Origin of the sequence: Pedobacter sp. N36a (genome assembly GCF_014472395.1) — a bacterium.
Lineage (GTDB): Bacteria > Bacteroidota > Bacteroidia > Sphingobacteriales > Sphingobacteriaceae > Pedobacter.
On sequence record NZ_JACSZW010000002.1, the window covers coordinates 508,631 to 523,784 of the forward strand.

12 protein-coding genes are annotated in these 15,154 nt (G+C 42.1%); 3 read left to right on the forward strand and 9 right to left on the reverse strand.

Annotated features, from left to right (window positions below; genetic code table 11):
* Positions 1–46: 46 nt before the first annotated feature.
* From H9X96_RS05930 to H9X96_RS05955, 6 genes are all read right to left on the reverse strand, one after another.
* Positions 47–994 carry a nitrilase family protein gene (locus H9X96_RS05930; protein WP_187665389.1) on the reverse strand — a complete coding sequence of 316 codons (948 nt, stop codon included), beginning with the start codon at positions 992–994 and terminating at the stop codon, positions 47–49.
* A gap of 84 nt (positions 995–1,078) precedes the next feature.
* Positions 1,079–1,906, reverse strand: coding sequence for a helix-turn-helix domain-containing protein (locus H9X96_RS05935; protein WP_187665390.1), 828 nt, complete (start codon positions 1,904–1,906; stop codon positions 1,079–1,081).
* A 69-nt stretch (positions 1,907–1,975) separates the two neighbouring features.
* On the reverse strand, positions 1,976–3,409 hold the full coding sequence (locus H9X96_RS05940; RefSeq protein ID WP_187665391.1) for a TolC family protein: 1,434 nt from the start codon (positions 3,407–3,409) through the stop codon (positions 1,976–1,978).
* Positions 3,402–6,569, reverse strand: coding sequence for an efflux RND transporter permease subunit (locus tag H9X96_RS05945; protein ID WP_187665392.1), 3,168 nt, complete (start codon positions 6,567–6,569; stop codon positions 3,402–3,404). The genes H9X96_RS05940 and H9X96_RS05945 overlap by 8 nt, the downstream gene beginning before the upstream one ends.
* Positions 6,570–6,613: 44 nt before the next feature.
* Entirely contained in the window at positions 6,614–7,696 is a 1,083-nt protein-coding gene (locus H9X96_RS05950) for an efflux RND transporter periplasmic adaptor subunit (protein ID WP_187665393.1), read from the reverse strand.
* Positions 7,697–7,781: 85 nt separating this feature from the next.
* Entirely contained in the window at positions 7,782–8,168 is a 387-nt protein-coding gene (locus H9X96_RS05955; protein WP_187665394.1) for a hypothetical protein, read from the reverse strand.
* Positions 8,169–8,494: 326 nt separating this feature from the next.
* Here H9X96_RS05955 and H9X96_RS05960 point away from each other — a divergent pair, with 326 nt between their 5' ends.
* A complete protein-coding gene (locus tag H9X96_RS05960) occupies positions 8,495–9,364 on the forward strand; it encodes a nucleoside phosphorylase (RefSeq protein ID WP_187665395.1) in 870 nt (289 codons plus the stop codon).
* A 99-nt stretch (positions 9,365–9,463) separates the two neighbouring features.
* Entirely contained in the window at positions 9,464–9,784 is a 321-nt protein-coding gene (locus H9X96_RS05965; RefSeq protein ID WP_187665396.1) for a hypothetical protein, read from the forward strand.
* A 61-nt stretch (positions 9,785–9,845) separates the two neighbouring features.
* Here H9X96_RS05965 and H9X96_RS05970 read toward each other — a convergent pair whose 3' ends face one another.
* A complete protein-coding gene (locus H9X96_RS05970) occupies positions 9,846–12,140 on the reverse strand; it encodes a GH92 family glycosyl hydrolase (RefSeq protein WP_187665397.1) in 2,295 nt (764 codons plus the stop codon).
* Positions 12,141–12,324: 184 nt separating this feature from the next.
* Here H9X96_RS05970 and mnmA point away from each other — a divergent pair, with 184 nt between their 5' ends.
* Positions 12,325–13,416 carry a tRNA 2-thiouridine(34) synthase MnmA gene (gene mnmA, locus H9X96_RS05975; RefSeq protein ID WP_187665398.1) on the forward strand — a complete coding sequence of 364 codons (1,092 nt, stop codon included), beginning with the start codon at positions 12,325–12,327 and terminating at the stop codon, positions 13,414–13,416.
* Positions 13,417–13,418: 2 nt separating this feature from the next.
* Here the strand turns inward: mnmA and H9X96_RS05980 are convergent, their stop codons facing one another.
* On the reverse strand, positions 13,419–14,366 hold the full coding sequence (locus H9X96_RS05980; protein WP_187665399.1) for a bifunctional UDP-sugar hydrolase/5'-nucleotidase: 948 nt from the start codon (positions 14,364–14,366) through the stop codon (positions 13,419–13,421).
* Positions 14,344–15,117, reverse strand: coding sequence for a 5'-nucleotidase C-terminal domain-containing protein (locus H9X96_RS05985; RefSeq protein WP_187665400.1), 774 nt, complete (start codon positions 15,115–15,117; stop codon positions 14,344–14,346). The genes H9X96_RS05980 and H9X96_RS05985 overlap by 23 nt, the downstream gene beginning before the upstream one ends.
* Positions 15,118–15,154 lie beyond the last annotated feature (37 nt).

Genomic DNA, 15,154 nt, shown 5'->3' on the forward strand with positions numbered 1-15,154 from the left:
AATTTTGACACTTTTTGAGGGCAGTCCAATTATTGTTTGATTTGCTTTATTTTTTTAGCCAGGATACCTGCTGCTTGCTTTCATGTGCAGCACCGATGATGTCTTTATAAAGCTCTGGTCTTCTGGCTTCCAGATAACGGAATCCTCCGGCCAGATGTAGCGGCTCAGGACTCAGTTCCGCTACCACAAACTCATTATTCAAGGACCTGCATTCAGCCATCACCTCACCAAAAGGATCAATAACCATCGAACATCCATTTTTAAGCTGATCGTCATCCATACCAATTGGGTTAGCAAACACCAGGTAGATCGCATTGTCGTAAGCACGGGCAGGCAGCCATTTCATTAGCCATTGACGCCCTTTTAAACCGTCAAATTCGGCCCTTAGTACTTCCTGATTGCCAATTTTGTCTTTCCAAAGCCCAGCGTCCACAAAACCTGCACCTGGTCTGGTAGATGGTGTACACATAGTCACATGAGGCATAAAGATCACCTGAGCACCTAATAAGGTGGTTGCCCTAACATTTTCAACGATGTTATTATCGTAGCAAATCAGGATACCACATTTCCAGCCATACAGGTCAAATACAGTATATTCATTGCCTGGTGTCAGATGAGGGTTAATAAAAGGATGTAATTTACGGTGCTTGGCTACCAGTCCGCTTTGATCTACGCAAATGTAAGCCTTAAATAAGTTATCGTCTTTGTCCTTTTCAAAAAGTCCCGCCAGGATCGCAATATTATACTTTTTTGCCAATTCTGTTAATTTAAGAATACTGGGCCCATTTGGGATGAATTCCGCCAGATCCAGCATTTCTGATTTGGAAAGCGGCCTTGCGAAAGTATAACCGGTGATGGAACATTCATGGAAAGCAATCGCGTCTGCTCCAGACGCTGCGGCATTTTTAGCCATTTCGGCAATCACAGAAAGGTTATAATCTTTATCCCCGCTGCGGTTTTCAAACTGTGCTGAAGCTATTTTAATGTTTTTCATTTTGAGGTGATTAATATTTAAGAAGAAGCCCAAAACTAGGTACGCTTGCGGAGAAAAATTTGTATAAAACCGACAAAATGATTCCTACACGGCCATGAGATTGATCGCCAGCAGTTGCTGTGTATGTTTATAATACCTCGGACTAAGGCCTGTCATTTTTTTGAAACTGTTGTTCAGATGGGCCTGGTCGTAATAGCCAGCTGCATAAATCAGTGCTGCGATTTTATCCTGATCCCTTTGCTTTTGCAGGAGCTTTAGCAAATGCTGGAATTTAATGGTGTCTGCAAATCGCTTAGGGCTGGTTCCGATATATTCTCTGAATTTACGCTCCAATTGCTTTTCCGTCAAAGGCAGCTCTCGCAAAAGTTCGGCAATGCTGATGACGCCCTGCTGCTGATAAATCAGCTGCATCGCGCTGGCGATCTCTGGCTTTAAAGCACAAGACTCCATCAATCTTTTACATAAAAACTTTTCAATGCGGCCAACCGCAGTATCAATTGAAACCGAAGAAATGACCTGCTCTTCCAGATCCCGGGCTTCGGAACCAAATAAATGGACCAGTGGTATGGTCTGGTCTTTGAATTCATCAGCCGGAATATGAAAATGTGTAAACAGCGCATGTGGCTGCAAAACCACCACAATCATACTCAAATCGCCACTAGAAGCCATGGTGCTGTAATGACTCAGCTGCCCGTAAACAAAGCTCCGCGGCTGTATTCGAGGGATAAGATGGCCTTCCTCCCATTGCATCAGCTGGTCTTTCAGATGAAAAACAATGCCGGGATTTCCGTCGGAAAACATACGGTAATGCCGCTGGGTGTCCGTCTGCGGATTTAACACCAGGTGGTGTTTAACCAAACCCTGAAGTAAACTTTGAGGAGGCAATTGCATATCGGATATAAAGGTAAACAAAAACGGCCCAGAATGTTGTTGATCCCGGGCCGTTCTATTGATATTAATAAATGGCTATGATGTTACTGATTATTTCCAGCCTCCGCCTAAATCCCTGTAAAAGTGGACTACCGCATTCAGCTGTTCTTTCTTAGTTTCAATCAGTTCTAATTTAGATTCCAGCGCATCTCTTTGTGTCATTAAGACTTCAAAGTAGTTCACTCTGGCCGACTTAAACAGGTCATTTGAAACCACGATCGACTTATTTAAAGCATCCACCTGCTGTGATTTCAGATCGTAGCTTTTTTCCAGGTTGCCGATCTTGGAAAGCTGATTAGAAACCTCTAAATAAGCATTTAGGATGCTGCGCTCATAATTGTACATCGCCTGAAGCTGACGCGCATTAGCCGTCTTAAACGCTGCTTTAATTGCGTTTCTATTGATCAGCGGACCAGCAACATCACCTGCCAGTGAATACAAAACTGACTCCGGGAACTTCAGGAAGTAACTCGGTTTAAAAGCCTGTAATCCTACTGCTGCAGAAATGTCCAGGGTAGGATAAAACGCCGCCCTTGCTACTTTAACATCTAGTTTTGCTGCTGCAAGCTCCAGCTCTGCCTGCTTAATATCCGGGCGGTTAGCGAGTAATTGCGATGGCACACCAGCCTGAACAGCCGCAGGCAGTAAACCTAAAAAGTTAGCGCGTTCTCTCTTGATCTCCTGAGGATACTGACCCAGCAGGAAGTTAATCCTGTTTTCCGTTTCTTTAGTCCTTTGCAATAGGTCAAATTCTAAATTTTTTGACGCCAGTACTTCTGCCTGAAATTTCTGAACACCTAATTCTGTCGCCCTGGCCGCCTCTTTCTGAACTTTTACAATGGCCAATGCATTCTTTTGCAATTCGATGTTTTGTTTTACAATTTCCAGCTGGCTATCTAGCGACAGTAACTCATAATAAGATGCTGCTACTTCCGCGATCAGGTTGGTTACAGCAAAGTTCTTCCCTTCCAAAGAAGACAAATACCTGCTCACAGCCGCTTTCTTAGCACTTCGCAGTTTCTTCCAGATGTCAACTTCCCAATGCGCATAAGCGGATAAATTATAATCCATCAATGGATCTGGAACGGCTTTCCCCGGAGCGATTTCCGTTCCGGCATCACCTGCCCCCTGACTGGTATAACGGCCTACTTTTTCTACGCCAATACCTCCGCCTAAGCCCAACGTTGGCAGCAATTCTCCTTTTTTGATCTTGATTTCGTTTTTGGCAATTTCAATTTCCTGCATCGTGATTTTCAGCTCCTGGTTATTTTTCAAGGCCGTATCAATCAAATTGATCAGGTTTTGATCCTTAAAAAAGCTGCGCCATGGCATCGCTGCGATATTAGTGCTGTCCTTGCTATTACTGTAAACTTCAGGCACAGCTGTATTTGAGGTTTGTATGGCAACCGAAGGCACTTTACATCCTGCTACCGCTATTGCGGCGCTCAATGCCAGCATGGAGCCTTGTAACTTAAATTTATACATGGTGATCAATTTCTTCGGTTAATGGATTTTCTTCTTCGTTTTTAACTAGTTTATGTTTTTCTGCAATTCTGCCGAATACATAATACAAGCCTGGGATGATCAACACACCGCAGACGGTACCTACCAGCATACCGCCAGCCGCTGCTGAACCAATCGTCCTGTTCCCAATTTTACCCGGCCCATTCGCCAAAACCAATGGAATCAAGCCGGCAATGAAAGCAAATGAAGTCATTAAAATCGGACGGAAACGAACGGCTGCTCCTTCCATTGCTGCCTGCAATACCGTGGCTCCTGCCCTGTGCTTCTGCACTGCAAACTCCACAATCAGTACTGCGTTCTTACCCAGCAATCCAATCAGCATGACAAAGGCCACCTGTGCATAGATGTTGTTCTCTAATCCACAAATTTTCAGCAGCAGAAAGGCCCCGAAAATTCCGCATGGCAGCGAAAGAATTACTGTTAATGGCAGGATGAAACTTTCGTACTGTGCGGCAAGAATCAGGTATACAAAGCCTAAACAGATGAGAAAAATGTAAATCGCCTCATTTCCACGGGATACCTCATCTTTGGAAATACCGGCCCAATCGATGCTGAATCCTCTTGGCAAGGTCTTCTCCGCCACATCATTGATGGCATTAATCGCCGCACCACTACTGTAACCCGGTGCCGAAGAACCGCTGATCTCCGCAGTATTGTACATATTGTGTCTGGTAATTTCAGAAAGACCATATACCTTTTCCATCCTCATAAAGGCCGAAAATGGCACCATTTCGTCCCGGTTATTCTTAACGTATAACTTAAGGATGTCCTCTGGTAATGCTCTATATTGTGGTAAAGCTTGTACCATTACCTTATACTGACGGTCGTATTTGATGAAATTGGTTTCATAATTACTACCTACCAAGGTGGAAAGGGTGTTCATGGCATTTTCAATGGTCACACCTTTCTGCTGTGCAATGTCATTGTCCACACGCAGCATATATTGAGGGAATGCTGCACTGTAGAAGGTAAATACCGACGACAATTCCGGACGTTTACTCAGCTCCTTCACAAAATCCTTACTCACAGTTTCCATCTTTTTAAAGTCGCCAGACCCAGCCTTGTCGAGTAAACGCAATTCGAACCCCCCGGCAGCACCATAACCTGGTACAGCAGGCGGCTGAAAGAATTCAATGGTAGCTCCGGAAATCCCTTTGGATTTTTCTTCCAGTTCCTTCATAATCTCCTCCACACCGTTTTTGCGGTCTTCCCAGCTTTTCAGGTTCACCAAACAAGTACCCGAGTTGGCACTGGTGCCTTCTGTCAGAATTTCATAACCTGCAAGCGCAGAGACAGATTGAACGCCCTCTACGCCTTCCGCAATTTTCTGTAGTCTTTCTGCAATTTCATTGGTTCTTTCTAAAGAAGAGCCTGGAGGAGTTTGGATAATCGCATAAAACATCCCCTGATCCTCATTCGGAATAAAACCTGAGGGCAGACTGTTGTTCAGGAAAAAAGTTCCGGCACAGAATGCCAGCAGTACGCCAAAAGTGATCACCTTACGGTTTACAATCAGCCCAAGTAGCTTTTGGTATTTGCCGGAAAGTTTATCAAAACCTCTGTTAAAACCATCCAGAAACTTATCTAAAGCATTCTTTTTCTTTGTGTGTCCATGGTGATTTTTTAGTAGAATCGCACAAAGTGCCGGTGTTAGCGTAAGGGCAACGATACCAGAAAGGATAATCGCTGTAGCCATCGTAATAGAGAATTGCCTGTAAAAAATCCCCACTGGGCCAGACATAAAGGCTACCGGGATAAATACAGCAGCCATCAAAAAGGTAATCGCGATAATGGCTCCACTGATCTCGTGCATCACTTTCTTTGTCGCTTTTCTTGCAGAGATGTGGTGTTCCTGCATCTTGGCATGGACCGCTTCAATCACCACAATGGCATCATCGACGACGACCCCAATCGCCAGTACCAGGGCGAATAAGGTCACGAGGTTGATGGTAATCCCGAAAAACTGCATGAACATAAACGTTCCAATCAGCGATACGGGCACGGCAATCGCTGGAATCAAGGTAGAACGCCAGTCGCCCAGGAATAGGAATACCACCAATCCAACCAGGATAAAGGCCTCCAAAAGCGTATGGATTACTTTTTCAATCGAAGCGTCCAGGAATTTTGAAACGTCGTAACTTATCTCATAATCTACACCTTTAGGAAAGGAAGATTTCTTGATTTCCTCCATTTTGGCCTTGATGTCTTTAATCACCTGACTCGCATTACTTCCATAAGATTGCTTCACCGTAATCGCCGCTGAAGGCCTGCCGTTTAAGTTCGAATAAATATCATACATCGAACTTCCAAACTCTATATTGGCTACATCTTTTAGTCTCAAAATCTCCCCTTGCGGCGTAGACCTTAGAATGATATCTCCGTAAGCTTCCTGGGTAGTGAAACGACCTGGATATTTTAACACATATTCAAAGGATTGAGATCTTTTTCCGGAACTTTCGCCAGTTTTTCCTGGTGATGCTTCTAAACTTTGCTGGTTCAATGCTTCCAAAACCTCATCTGCAGAGATTTTATAGGCCAGCATGCGGTCTGGTTTCAGCCAGATGCGCATCGCATATTCCCTATTACCCAGGATATCTGCCACACCAACACCGTCTACCCGTTTCAGTTCAGAAAGCACGTTAATGTCTGCAAAGTTGAACAGGAATTTCTGATCCATCTTCGGATCCTTGCTGTACAAGTTGATGTACATCAGCATATTTGATTCTTCACGAGTGATCTTTACGCCTTCACGCACCACTAATGGCGGTAATTTGTTGATCACGGAAGCGACACGGTTTTGAATGTTAACGGAAGCCTGATTGGGATCCGTTCCCAGGTTAAACACCACTTGAATCGATGCTTCACCATCATTACCAGCATCAGAAGCCATATATTTCATTCCTGGAACACCATTAATGGCTCTTTCTAAAGGAATGATGACCGATTTAATCATCAGCTCGCCGTTAGCTCCGGGGTATTCGGCAGTGATATTCACCTTTGGCGGTGAAATTGAAGGGAATTGCGTCACCGGTAAATGGCTCAAAGCCAAAGCACCCAGAAACACAATAATGAGGGATATTACTATAGAAAGGACTGGCCTTTGTATAAACTTATTAAACATTTACTTAGTTTTAAATGATAGGATCAAACTGAAAAGACTCGTAATTATTCCGCTTTTAATCTCAAATGAGAGATGACTTCCTTAGGATCCTGGAATTTATACCTGATCTTTTCATCATCTTTAACTTTCTGAACACCTTCCAAAAGGATCTGATCGGTTTCAGAAAGACCGCTTCCTACTACGTACAGGTCAGGCATTTCACTGGCAATGGTGATGTTTCTGGAATGGATCACATCGTCCTTTCCTACTACAAACACATACATTTTATCCTGAATCTCGTAAGTTGCTTTCTGCGGAATAATCAGTGCCCCACGTAATGGAACCACCATCTGTATTTTGCCGGTTTCGCCATTTTTTAACAGCTTATTGGCATTTGGAAAACGGGCCCGGAAAGCAATGTTACCGGTTTCTCCATTGAACTCACTTTCAATCACCTCTACATTTCCCTTTTCTGGTAAGACCTGGTTATTGGCCAATACCAGGCTCACTTTTTTATCGCCACGATCTTTTACATTCATCTGGTAAGACAAATATTCAGGCTCAGAAACATTGAAATATGCGAATACTTGACTGTTATCAGAAAGACTGGTTAGCAATGCGCCTTCATCAATCAAACTTCCTAATTTCAGTGGAATCCGGTCGATGGTGCCATCAAAAGGCGCCTTGATCTCGGTAAATGACAGATGGAGTTTCGCCAGCGAAACTTCGGCTTTAGCAGCATCCAGTTTGGCTTGTGCTACTGCCTGCTCATTTCTGGAAACTACATTTTTATCGGCCAGAAATTTTACATTCTGCAGTTCTATCTGCGCTTCTTTTACTTCAGCCTGAGCTTTTAGCAGCTCCGCTTCGTAAAGCTTAGGCATGATGCGAAACAGGAATTGACCAGTCTTAACAGACTGTCCTTCATCAACATATATGTTTTGAAGGTAGCCCTTTTCCTGGGCGCGGATCTCAATATTCCGAACGGAACGAATTTGAGATACATATTCTTTCGTAAAAGAAGTATCCGTTTTTAAAGGATTGGTAATGGAAAACTGACTTTCTTCTTTTTTCTCTTCTTTTTTTGTGGTACAGCTTGTAAGGTTCAACAAGGCAACAGCGCCTGTCAGCACGAGTATTTTCTTCATGAGTAATTAATGGAAATTAAGCGAATAAATTCCTGGAATCCATAGAATTCCAGCGTAAGGGTTCTAAACGAAAATTACGTAGTGCTCAAATTCTCAGTACTCGTTGTCTGATGTAGATTGGTGAAGAATTGCCGGAAAACGGCAGAAAGGGTTGATAATGCTGATGATCATCAGCATCAGCGATTAAAATCGAATAAAAGTTTAGATACCACCTGTCCAGGAAGTAATAATCCTGGTGTAAGTTCTTAGCAGGAAGTTCTTCGCTGCTGAGGTGTTCCTCATCCAGATCTAAATCAGCCTCTTCGATGATATTAATATCCTGTCCAGCACCCCATAATTTTGGCCGCTCACTTTTTGCAAGTCTCTGATTGGATGGACAATGTTTGAAATGATGAGGCGTATCCGCATGAAGATAGTGCCCTCCGCATAGCAGGAAGGTAAACAAAGCCACGAAAAATACGACTACTCTCATTTTGGTCGCAAAAGTAATCAAAGTATTGAAAGAAAAAAATGAATATAAACAAATTGAAAATCGCGTGATATTTGATCATCCAACAATTCCATGTTTATTTGTCGTCTGAAATCACCAGCAGTGTACCCTTATAGTACTCCCGAATTAAAATGCGGAGCTTGTTCATACACACTGAGTTTAGGATCAATGATGGAATACTCCTGTTCTACGTATCCTGCGGTAAATGCTAATTTTCATCATGCACTCCTTTCAAACCTGAGGTATTTTTTTTAATTTTAATTTACTCCTTCAGGTTTCATAGGTTTGCAGGATCAATCACTGTAATTATGGAAAACAAAATATCAGAGTCAGATTTAATTATCAATCAGGATGGGAGTATTTACCATTTGAATTTATTGCCTGAAGACCTGGCCCAAACTGTGATCACCGTTGGGGATCCCGATCGCGTTTCAGAGATTTCTAAACATTTTGACCGTATAGAACTTAAAAAAGGAAAACGTGAATTCATCACCCATACCGGTTATGTAGGTAAACGGAGGATCACGGTGATCTCCACCGGAATCGGAACAGACAATATTGACATTGTATTTAATGAACTGGATGCCCTGGTAAATATTGATTTTGAAAGCAGAACAGTAAAAAAAGAGCTGACTTCATTGGATATTATCCGGATTGGAACCTCTGGTGCCATACAACCAGATCTGCCGATGGGCACCATCCTTGCTTCTTCTTTTGGCCTAGGCCTGGATGCTTTGATGCAGTATTACATCCATGAATTATCTGTAGATGAACGTCCGATTTTAGAAGCATTCCATTCCCATTGTGCGCATATTAAGGGAATCCATCCTTATTTAACGGCTGCCGATGATACCTTATTAAAAACTATTGGGGCTGATATGGAACATGGAATTACGATTACTGCACCTGGCTTTTATGCACCTCAAGGGCGCCAGGTCCGAGCTAAGAATGCCATCCCTAATTTCATCGCTTTACTCAATACCTTTCAGCATGGCAATTACCGGATTACGAATCTGGAAATGGAAACAGCAGGGATTTATGCGCTGGCTAAAGTATTAGGTCATAAAGCGCTGTCCGTAAATGCAATACTCGCCAGCAGGGTGAATTTTGAGTTTAGTAAAGCTCCGAATAAAGTAGTAGATCAGGCGATCCGAATGGTGTTGGAAAAAATGGGCTAATCCCAGTAACCTGACCTGATTTACGGTAAAAGGATTTTAAAGATTTCCAAACAAAACAGGCCTTTCTGTGTTCAATTGATAGATATAGAAAGAATAGTTATGTTTGAAGTATTAAAAAATAAAGTCCGAATTATAGCTGCAACATCATTGTTAAGTGCGTACGATACAGAAGAATTAGATGCAGGAAAAAGATTTATTGCCATCCTTGCTGGTGCATATATCTTTCAGAAAGGAATTAGAGCCATTTCAAAACATCCTGTAATAGGAATTCAGGAAGCGGTACTCGGTGGTATATTGTTATACAATGGTACGGTAGGTATTCATAAAAAGATCGTTAAAAGGCCTAGAGAGCTTTCTGACATCAGAAAAAATCAAATACAGGGAAACGACCCAAGATCGGCAGTACCCGCTTTTGTTTAATTTATTTGATAGGCCGGAAATCCCGGCCGTATCACCAAATTCTGAGCAACGGATTCTACTTTTAAATTTTCGCTGTTTTCACAGGTTTTGAAGTCATATAGAATGTTAATTTCCCACCTTTTAAGATATCTGAGTGTTTAATCAGATGATTGCTAATAACAACACCATTTAACAATACTTTTTGCACGTAAACATTCTGATCACTCTGGTTGATGGCTTCTACTGTAAATGTATTTCCGCCTTCTAAATGGAGGATGGCAGATTTGACTGCCGGACTGCCTAAAGAATATTCATCTGAGCCAGGTGCTACCGGATAAAATCCTAAAGAAGAAAACATATACCAGGCACTCATCTGGCCACAATCGTCATTGCCGCCCAAACCATCGGGAGTTGGTTTATACTGCATTTTTAAAATGTTCCTCACTCTTGCCTGAGTTTTCCAAGGTTGTCCTGCCCAGTTATATAGGTAAGCAACATGATGTGCTGGTTCATTACCATGTACATATCCACCAATAATCCCTTCACGGGTAATATCTTCGGTATCTGCGAAAAACTCATCAGGAAGGTGCATATTAAACAAACTGTCGATTCTTGCGCCAAATTTCTGCTTCCCTCCCATGATATTCATTAAGGATTCCGGATCCTGAGGAACAAAGAAACTGTAATTCCAGGTATTTCCCTCGATAAAACCTTGTCCGTGGGTACTCAATACATCAAATTCCTTTTTGAAAGAACCGTTCGCTAACCTTGGACGCATAAAACCAATCGTTTTATCATACACGTTTTTCCAGTTTCCAGAACGTTTCATGAATTCTTCATATACAGGCTGGTTATTTAATTTTTTTGCGATTTGCGCAATGCACCAATCGTCGTAAGCATATTCCAAAGTGTTCGACACGGAGGTTCCACTATCTTCTGCTGGAATATACCCCATATCAATATATTTTCCTATACCTTCATAACTGCGATGATTAGCGGTCGTGATACAAGCCTCTAAAGCTTTTTGAGCATCTCCATTGTAAACACCTTTGATGATCGCATCAGCCACGACAGAAACGCTGTGGTAACCACTCATACACCAGTTATCATTGGCATAATGCGACCAGACCGGCAGCATTTTTAAGGCACTCTGATCATAATGTGCCATCATAGACTTCAGCATATCATTGTTACGCGAAGGTTGGATCAGATTAAAAAATGGATGTAAAGCACGATAAGTATCCCATAAAGAGAAGGTCGTGTAATTGGTGAAACCATCTGCCTGGTGCACGTTCTGGTCTAAACCTTTATATTGTCCATTTACATCCCCATAAGTAGTAGGGTTGATAAATGCATGATACATCGCGGTATAGAAATTCACTTTATCATCTTCAGAGGCGGCAATATTAATCTTGTTCAGTTCTTTATTCCAATCGGCTTGTGCTGCTGCTTTTACACGGTCGAAATCCCATCCTGGAACCTCGGTCTTCATGTTTTCCAATGCGTTAGCCTGACTAACCGGTGATAATGCAAACTTCACTTTCACCTGCTCCTGAGCATCGGTATCGAAGTCGAAGTGCATGCGGATTCTCTTTCCGGCAATCTCCGGGAAGTTATGATTCTGATCGAATTTTCTCCAGAAACCCTGGTACGCCTGTTTCTTGTCAAAATTCTTCTGTCCATAGCTTTTAAAAGGCTTCGAGAAGGTCATCGCAAAATACACCGTCCTTGTTCTCGCCCATCCGTTGGTTTGACGGTAGCCGGTCACCAAAGTATCATTGACCACGCGTACATAAGTCCATACTGTTTTGTCGTCATAATTATAAATTCCAGACATTAGATCGAGAATAATGTGCGACTGATCCGATTTTGGAAAAGTATAACGGTGCATACCTACTCTTTTACTCGCAGTTAACTCCGCCTGAATCTGGTGGTCATCCAGTTTCACTTTGTAGTAACCTGCTTCCGCAGTTTCATTGGCATGGGAATACCCGGAGCGAAATCCACTTCCCGGCACATCGGCAGTACCCGGGTTCATTTTTAAAACGCCTTGAGTTGGCATCACCAGAAAATCACCCAGATCCGAATGACCAGTACCGCTAAAGTGGGTATGACTAAATCCAACAATCGATTTGTCCTCATATTTATATCCTGCACAGTACTTATACACATCGCCATTGTACTTGCCATTCAGTTCATAAGAAAGCGTATCTGTATCCGGACTCAGCTGCACTGAACCAAAAGGAACAGTGGCTCCTGGATAGGTGTGGCCCATTTTCTGGGTCCCAATAATCGGTTTTACATACTTTACCAATTCCTTTTGTGCTTGCGCAGAAAGGGCTGGAAGCAGTATACAAAACAATAATGCTTTTTTCATTTGTTTAAGTTGAGGTTTTTTTACAATACTCTAAGGTATAAATAATTGGCAAAAATCCACTCTAATTAAGTTGCTATAACGTTTAATCTAATCATTATACTTTTATCCTTTTTACAAGCAACTGACGCCTGATATGAGAATGTATGGGTAAAAACCGCTATTTTTGCCCTCAGAATAAATTATAATGAGTAAACTCGGTAGAATATTGGTAGCCATGAGTGGCGGAGTAGATAGTTCAGTGGCAGCAGTGATGCTGCACGAACAAGGATATGAAGTAATCGGATTAACCATGAAGACATGGGACTATGCGACCTCAGGTACCAGCAGTAAGGAAACCGGATGTTGCAGTCTGGACAGCATCAATGATGCACGTACATTGGCGGTAAATTACGGATTTCCACACTATATATTAGACATCAGGGATGAGTTTGGTGATTATGTAATTGATAACTTCGTTGATGAATATCTTGCAGGCCGTACCCCTAACCCTTGTGTTCTATGTAACACCCATATCAAATGGGAAGCATTATTGAAACGCGCAAACAAATTGGATTGTGAATTTATCGCGACCGGTCATTATGCTAACGTTAGACAGCACGACAATGGTCGTCATGTGATCTCTAAAGGTCTGGATGAAAATAAAGATCAATCTTATGTCCTTTGGGGTGTTTCTCAGGAAAACCTGGCGCGTACTAAATTCCCATTGGGATCTTTCGCAAAGGCGGACATCAGACAAATGGCTTTAGATATGGGACAGGAAGAACTGGCTAAGAAAAGCGAAAGCTATGAAATCTGCTTTGTACCGGACAATGATTACCGTGCTTTCTTAAGACATAAAGTAGGTGATTTAGAAGACCGCGTAGCTGGTGGAAATTTCATTACCAGTGACGGTATGGTGGTTGGACAGCATAAAGGTTATCCATTTTACACCATCGGACAGCGTAAAGGCTTAGGGATCGCTTTTGGTGAGCCGATGTTTGTGACGCAAATCCTTCCAGAAAGCAATACCGTGATGTTAGGCAGAGCCGATGAACTGGAACGTCATGAAGCCCTGGTTAGAAATGTGAACCTGATTAAATATGAAAACATTTTAGAACCCATGACTGATGTGGTGACTAAAATCAGATATAAAGATGCAGGAACCCTAAGTACTATTGTACAGGAGGATGATAAAATGAAAGTAGTATTTGATCATGCTGTATCTGCAATAGCACCGGGTCAATCCGCAGTATTTTATGAAGGAAACGACCTTCTTGGTGGCGGTTTCCTTTGTTAAGCTTAGCTATCTAATCGATCTGAAATGGTATAAGGTGCAGCAGTTTTAATACGCTTGCCCTTATATCTTTCAAAGTAATAATCCAATCTTCCCAGGTTAATCCCCGCAAATCCTACCTGATTTATCGTGGTGATTTTTCCATCCAGGTTCAATACGTCTTCCGGCTGATCCATAAAAGTATGGGTATGCCCACCGATGATTAAATCTATATTTCTGGTATTTTTAGCCAATTTCTGATCTGAATCCCTATCGCTGTCATATTTATATCCCAGATGTGATAGACAGATCACCAAATCACATTTCAGCTCATTTTTAAGCAGACTGGCCGTTTGATTTGCGGTTTTCACAGGGTCTAAGAATACGGTGTCTCCGTAATTGATTTCCCCTACCAATCCTGCTAATTTAATTCCGATTCCGAATACACCGATCTTGATGCCCTGCTTTTTGAAAATCTGATAAGGCAAAGTTGATTTGTTCAGTAAGGTATTCGAGAAATCGTAATTGCTGCATAAAATTGGAAAATTGGCATGCGGCAACTGCTTGTAGAAGCCTGCCAGGCCATTGTCAAAATCATGATTTCCCATCGTTGCAGCATCATAATTCATTTCAGACATCAGTTTAATTTCTAGCTCTCCGCCATATTTATTGAAATAAGGAGTACCCTGAAAAATATCACCTGCATCAAAAAGCAATACATTTTTTTCTTTAGCACGAATAGATTTGATCAGGGCCGAACGTCTGGCAGTTCCACCTAGTCCTTCATACTTTGAACCATCCATTGGGAAAGGTTCTATTCGGCTGTGCACATCATTGGTATGTAAGATGGTCAGCTTTACCATATCTCCGGCAGCTAGCGCGTCAAAAGCATTTAAGTTTAATGCTGCAGCAGCAGCCACTACCCCTCCTGTTTTCAGGAAGTTTCTGCGATTAATCTTTTGTAATTCTTCCATCTAATTTTGGATTTATTGTTTTTCCAGCAGCCTGGTTTTCTTTAATGTAAGTAATCAGGGCATCGCGCATTCTGACACCTAAAATCTTTTTCTCAATTGGGTTTTTGAAACTTTGAACGTTATCACCTCCATCCGCTACATAGTCTGAAGTTAAGACCCTATAGTTTTTATTTGGATCCAGCGGTTTTCCATTGATCATGACCTCCGTTGGTTTGTCATTTACAATTTTCATTCTTAAGCCGGCAACCGGTTGTCCGCCTTTCTCAGCAATGTAATTCAGCAGGTTTTGGACAGCAGCTGGACTCAGGGTGAAAACCATCATTTCATTCTCAAAAGGCATGACTTCAAAAACATGTGACATTTTGATGTCTCCTTTAGGAAGCGCCACCCGGATTCCACCATTCGTAGAGGGCATCGCGAAATCTATAGTCGGGTCGTATTTGAGTGCTTCATGCAGCAAAGCATCAGAGAAGAAATTTCTTAGCAAATTTTCAGCAACGGGTTTATCGTCTTTTTTATCCAGCTTTTCCATCAGCACCTCAGAATGCCCAATTACGGTATTCATCTCCTGATCCATCTTGATTTTATAAGGCAAATAGGTCTTGATCACCGCACTGTCTACTGGCTGATTGCTATTCATATTGTACTCACTTCGGTTACTTTTAACCACCATATAATGTGAACTACAGGAAAGTATCAATGGTATAGCACCTAAAAGCAGGTATTTTTTGATTGGATGAATGTGTTTCATATCGATTTGAAAGCACAAAGGTAAAAAACCTTAGCCT

Bases quoted from the DNA above. Each gene is read 5' to 3' on its own strand.
- H9X96_RS05940 (WP_187665391.1), bottom strand. From the start codon at position 3,409: ATGTATAAATTTAAGTTACAAGGCTCCATGCTGGCATTGAGCGCCGCA.
- H9X96_RS05965 (WP_187665396.1), top strand. From the start codon at position 9,464: ATGTTTGAAGTATTAAAAAATAAAGTCCGAATTATAGCTGCAACATCA.
- H9X96_RS05960 (WP_187665395.1), top strand. From the start codon at position 8,495: ATGGAAAACAAAATATCAGAGTCAGATTTAATTATCAATCAGGATGGG.
- H9X96_RS05930 (WP_187665389.1), bottom strand. From the start codon at position 994: ATGAAAAACATTAAAATAGCTTCAGCACAGTTTGAAAACCGCAGCGGG.
- H9X96_RS05985 (WP_187665400.1), bottom strand. From the start codon at position 15,117: ATGAAACACATTCATCCAATCAAAAAATACCTGCTTTTAGGTGCTATA.
- H9X96_RS05945 (WP_187665392.1), bottom strand. From the start codon at position 6,569: ATGTTTAATAAGTTTATACAAAGGCCAGTCCTTTCTATAGTAATATCC.
- H9X96_RS05955 (WP_187665394.1), bottom strand. From the start codon at position 8,168: ATGAGAGTAGTCGTATTTTTCGTGGCTTTGTTTACCTTCCTGCTATGC.
- H9X96_RS05970 (WP_187665397.1), bottom strand. From the start codon at position 12,140: ATGAAAAAAGCATTATTGTTTTGTATACTGCTTCCAGCCCTTTCTGCG.
- H9X96_RS05980 (WP_187665399.1), bottom strand. From the start codon at position 14,366: ATGGAAGAATTACAAAAGATTAATCGCAGAAACTTCCTGAAAACAGGA.
- mnmA (WP_187665398.1), top strand. From the start codon at position 12,325: ATGAGTAAACTCGGTAGAATATTGGTAGCCATGAGTGGCGGAGTAGAT.
- H9X96_RS05950 (WP_187665393.1), bottom strand. From the start codon at position 7,696: ATGAAGAAAATACTCGTGCTGACAGGCGCTGTTGCCTTGTTGAACCTT.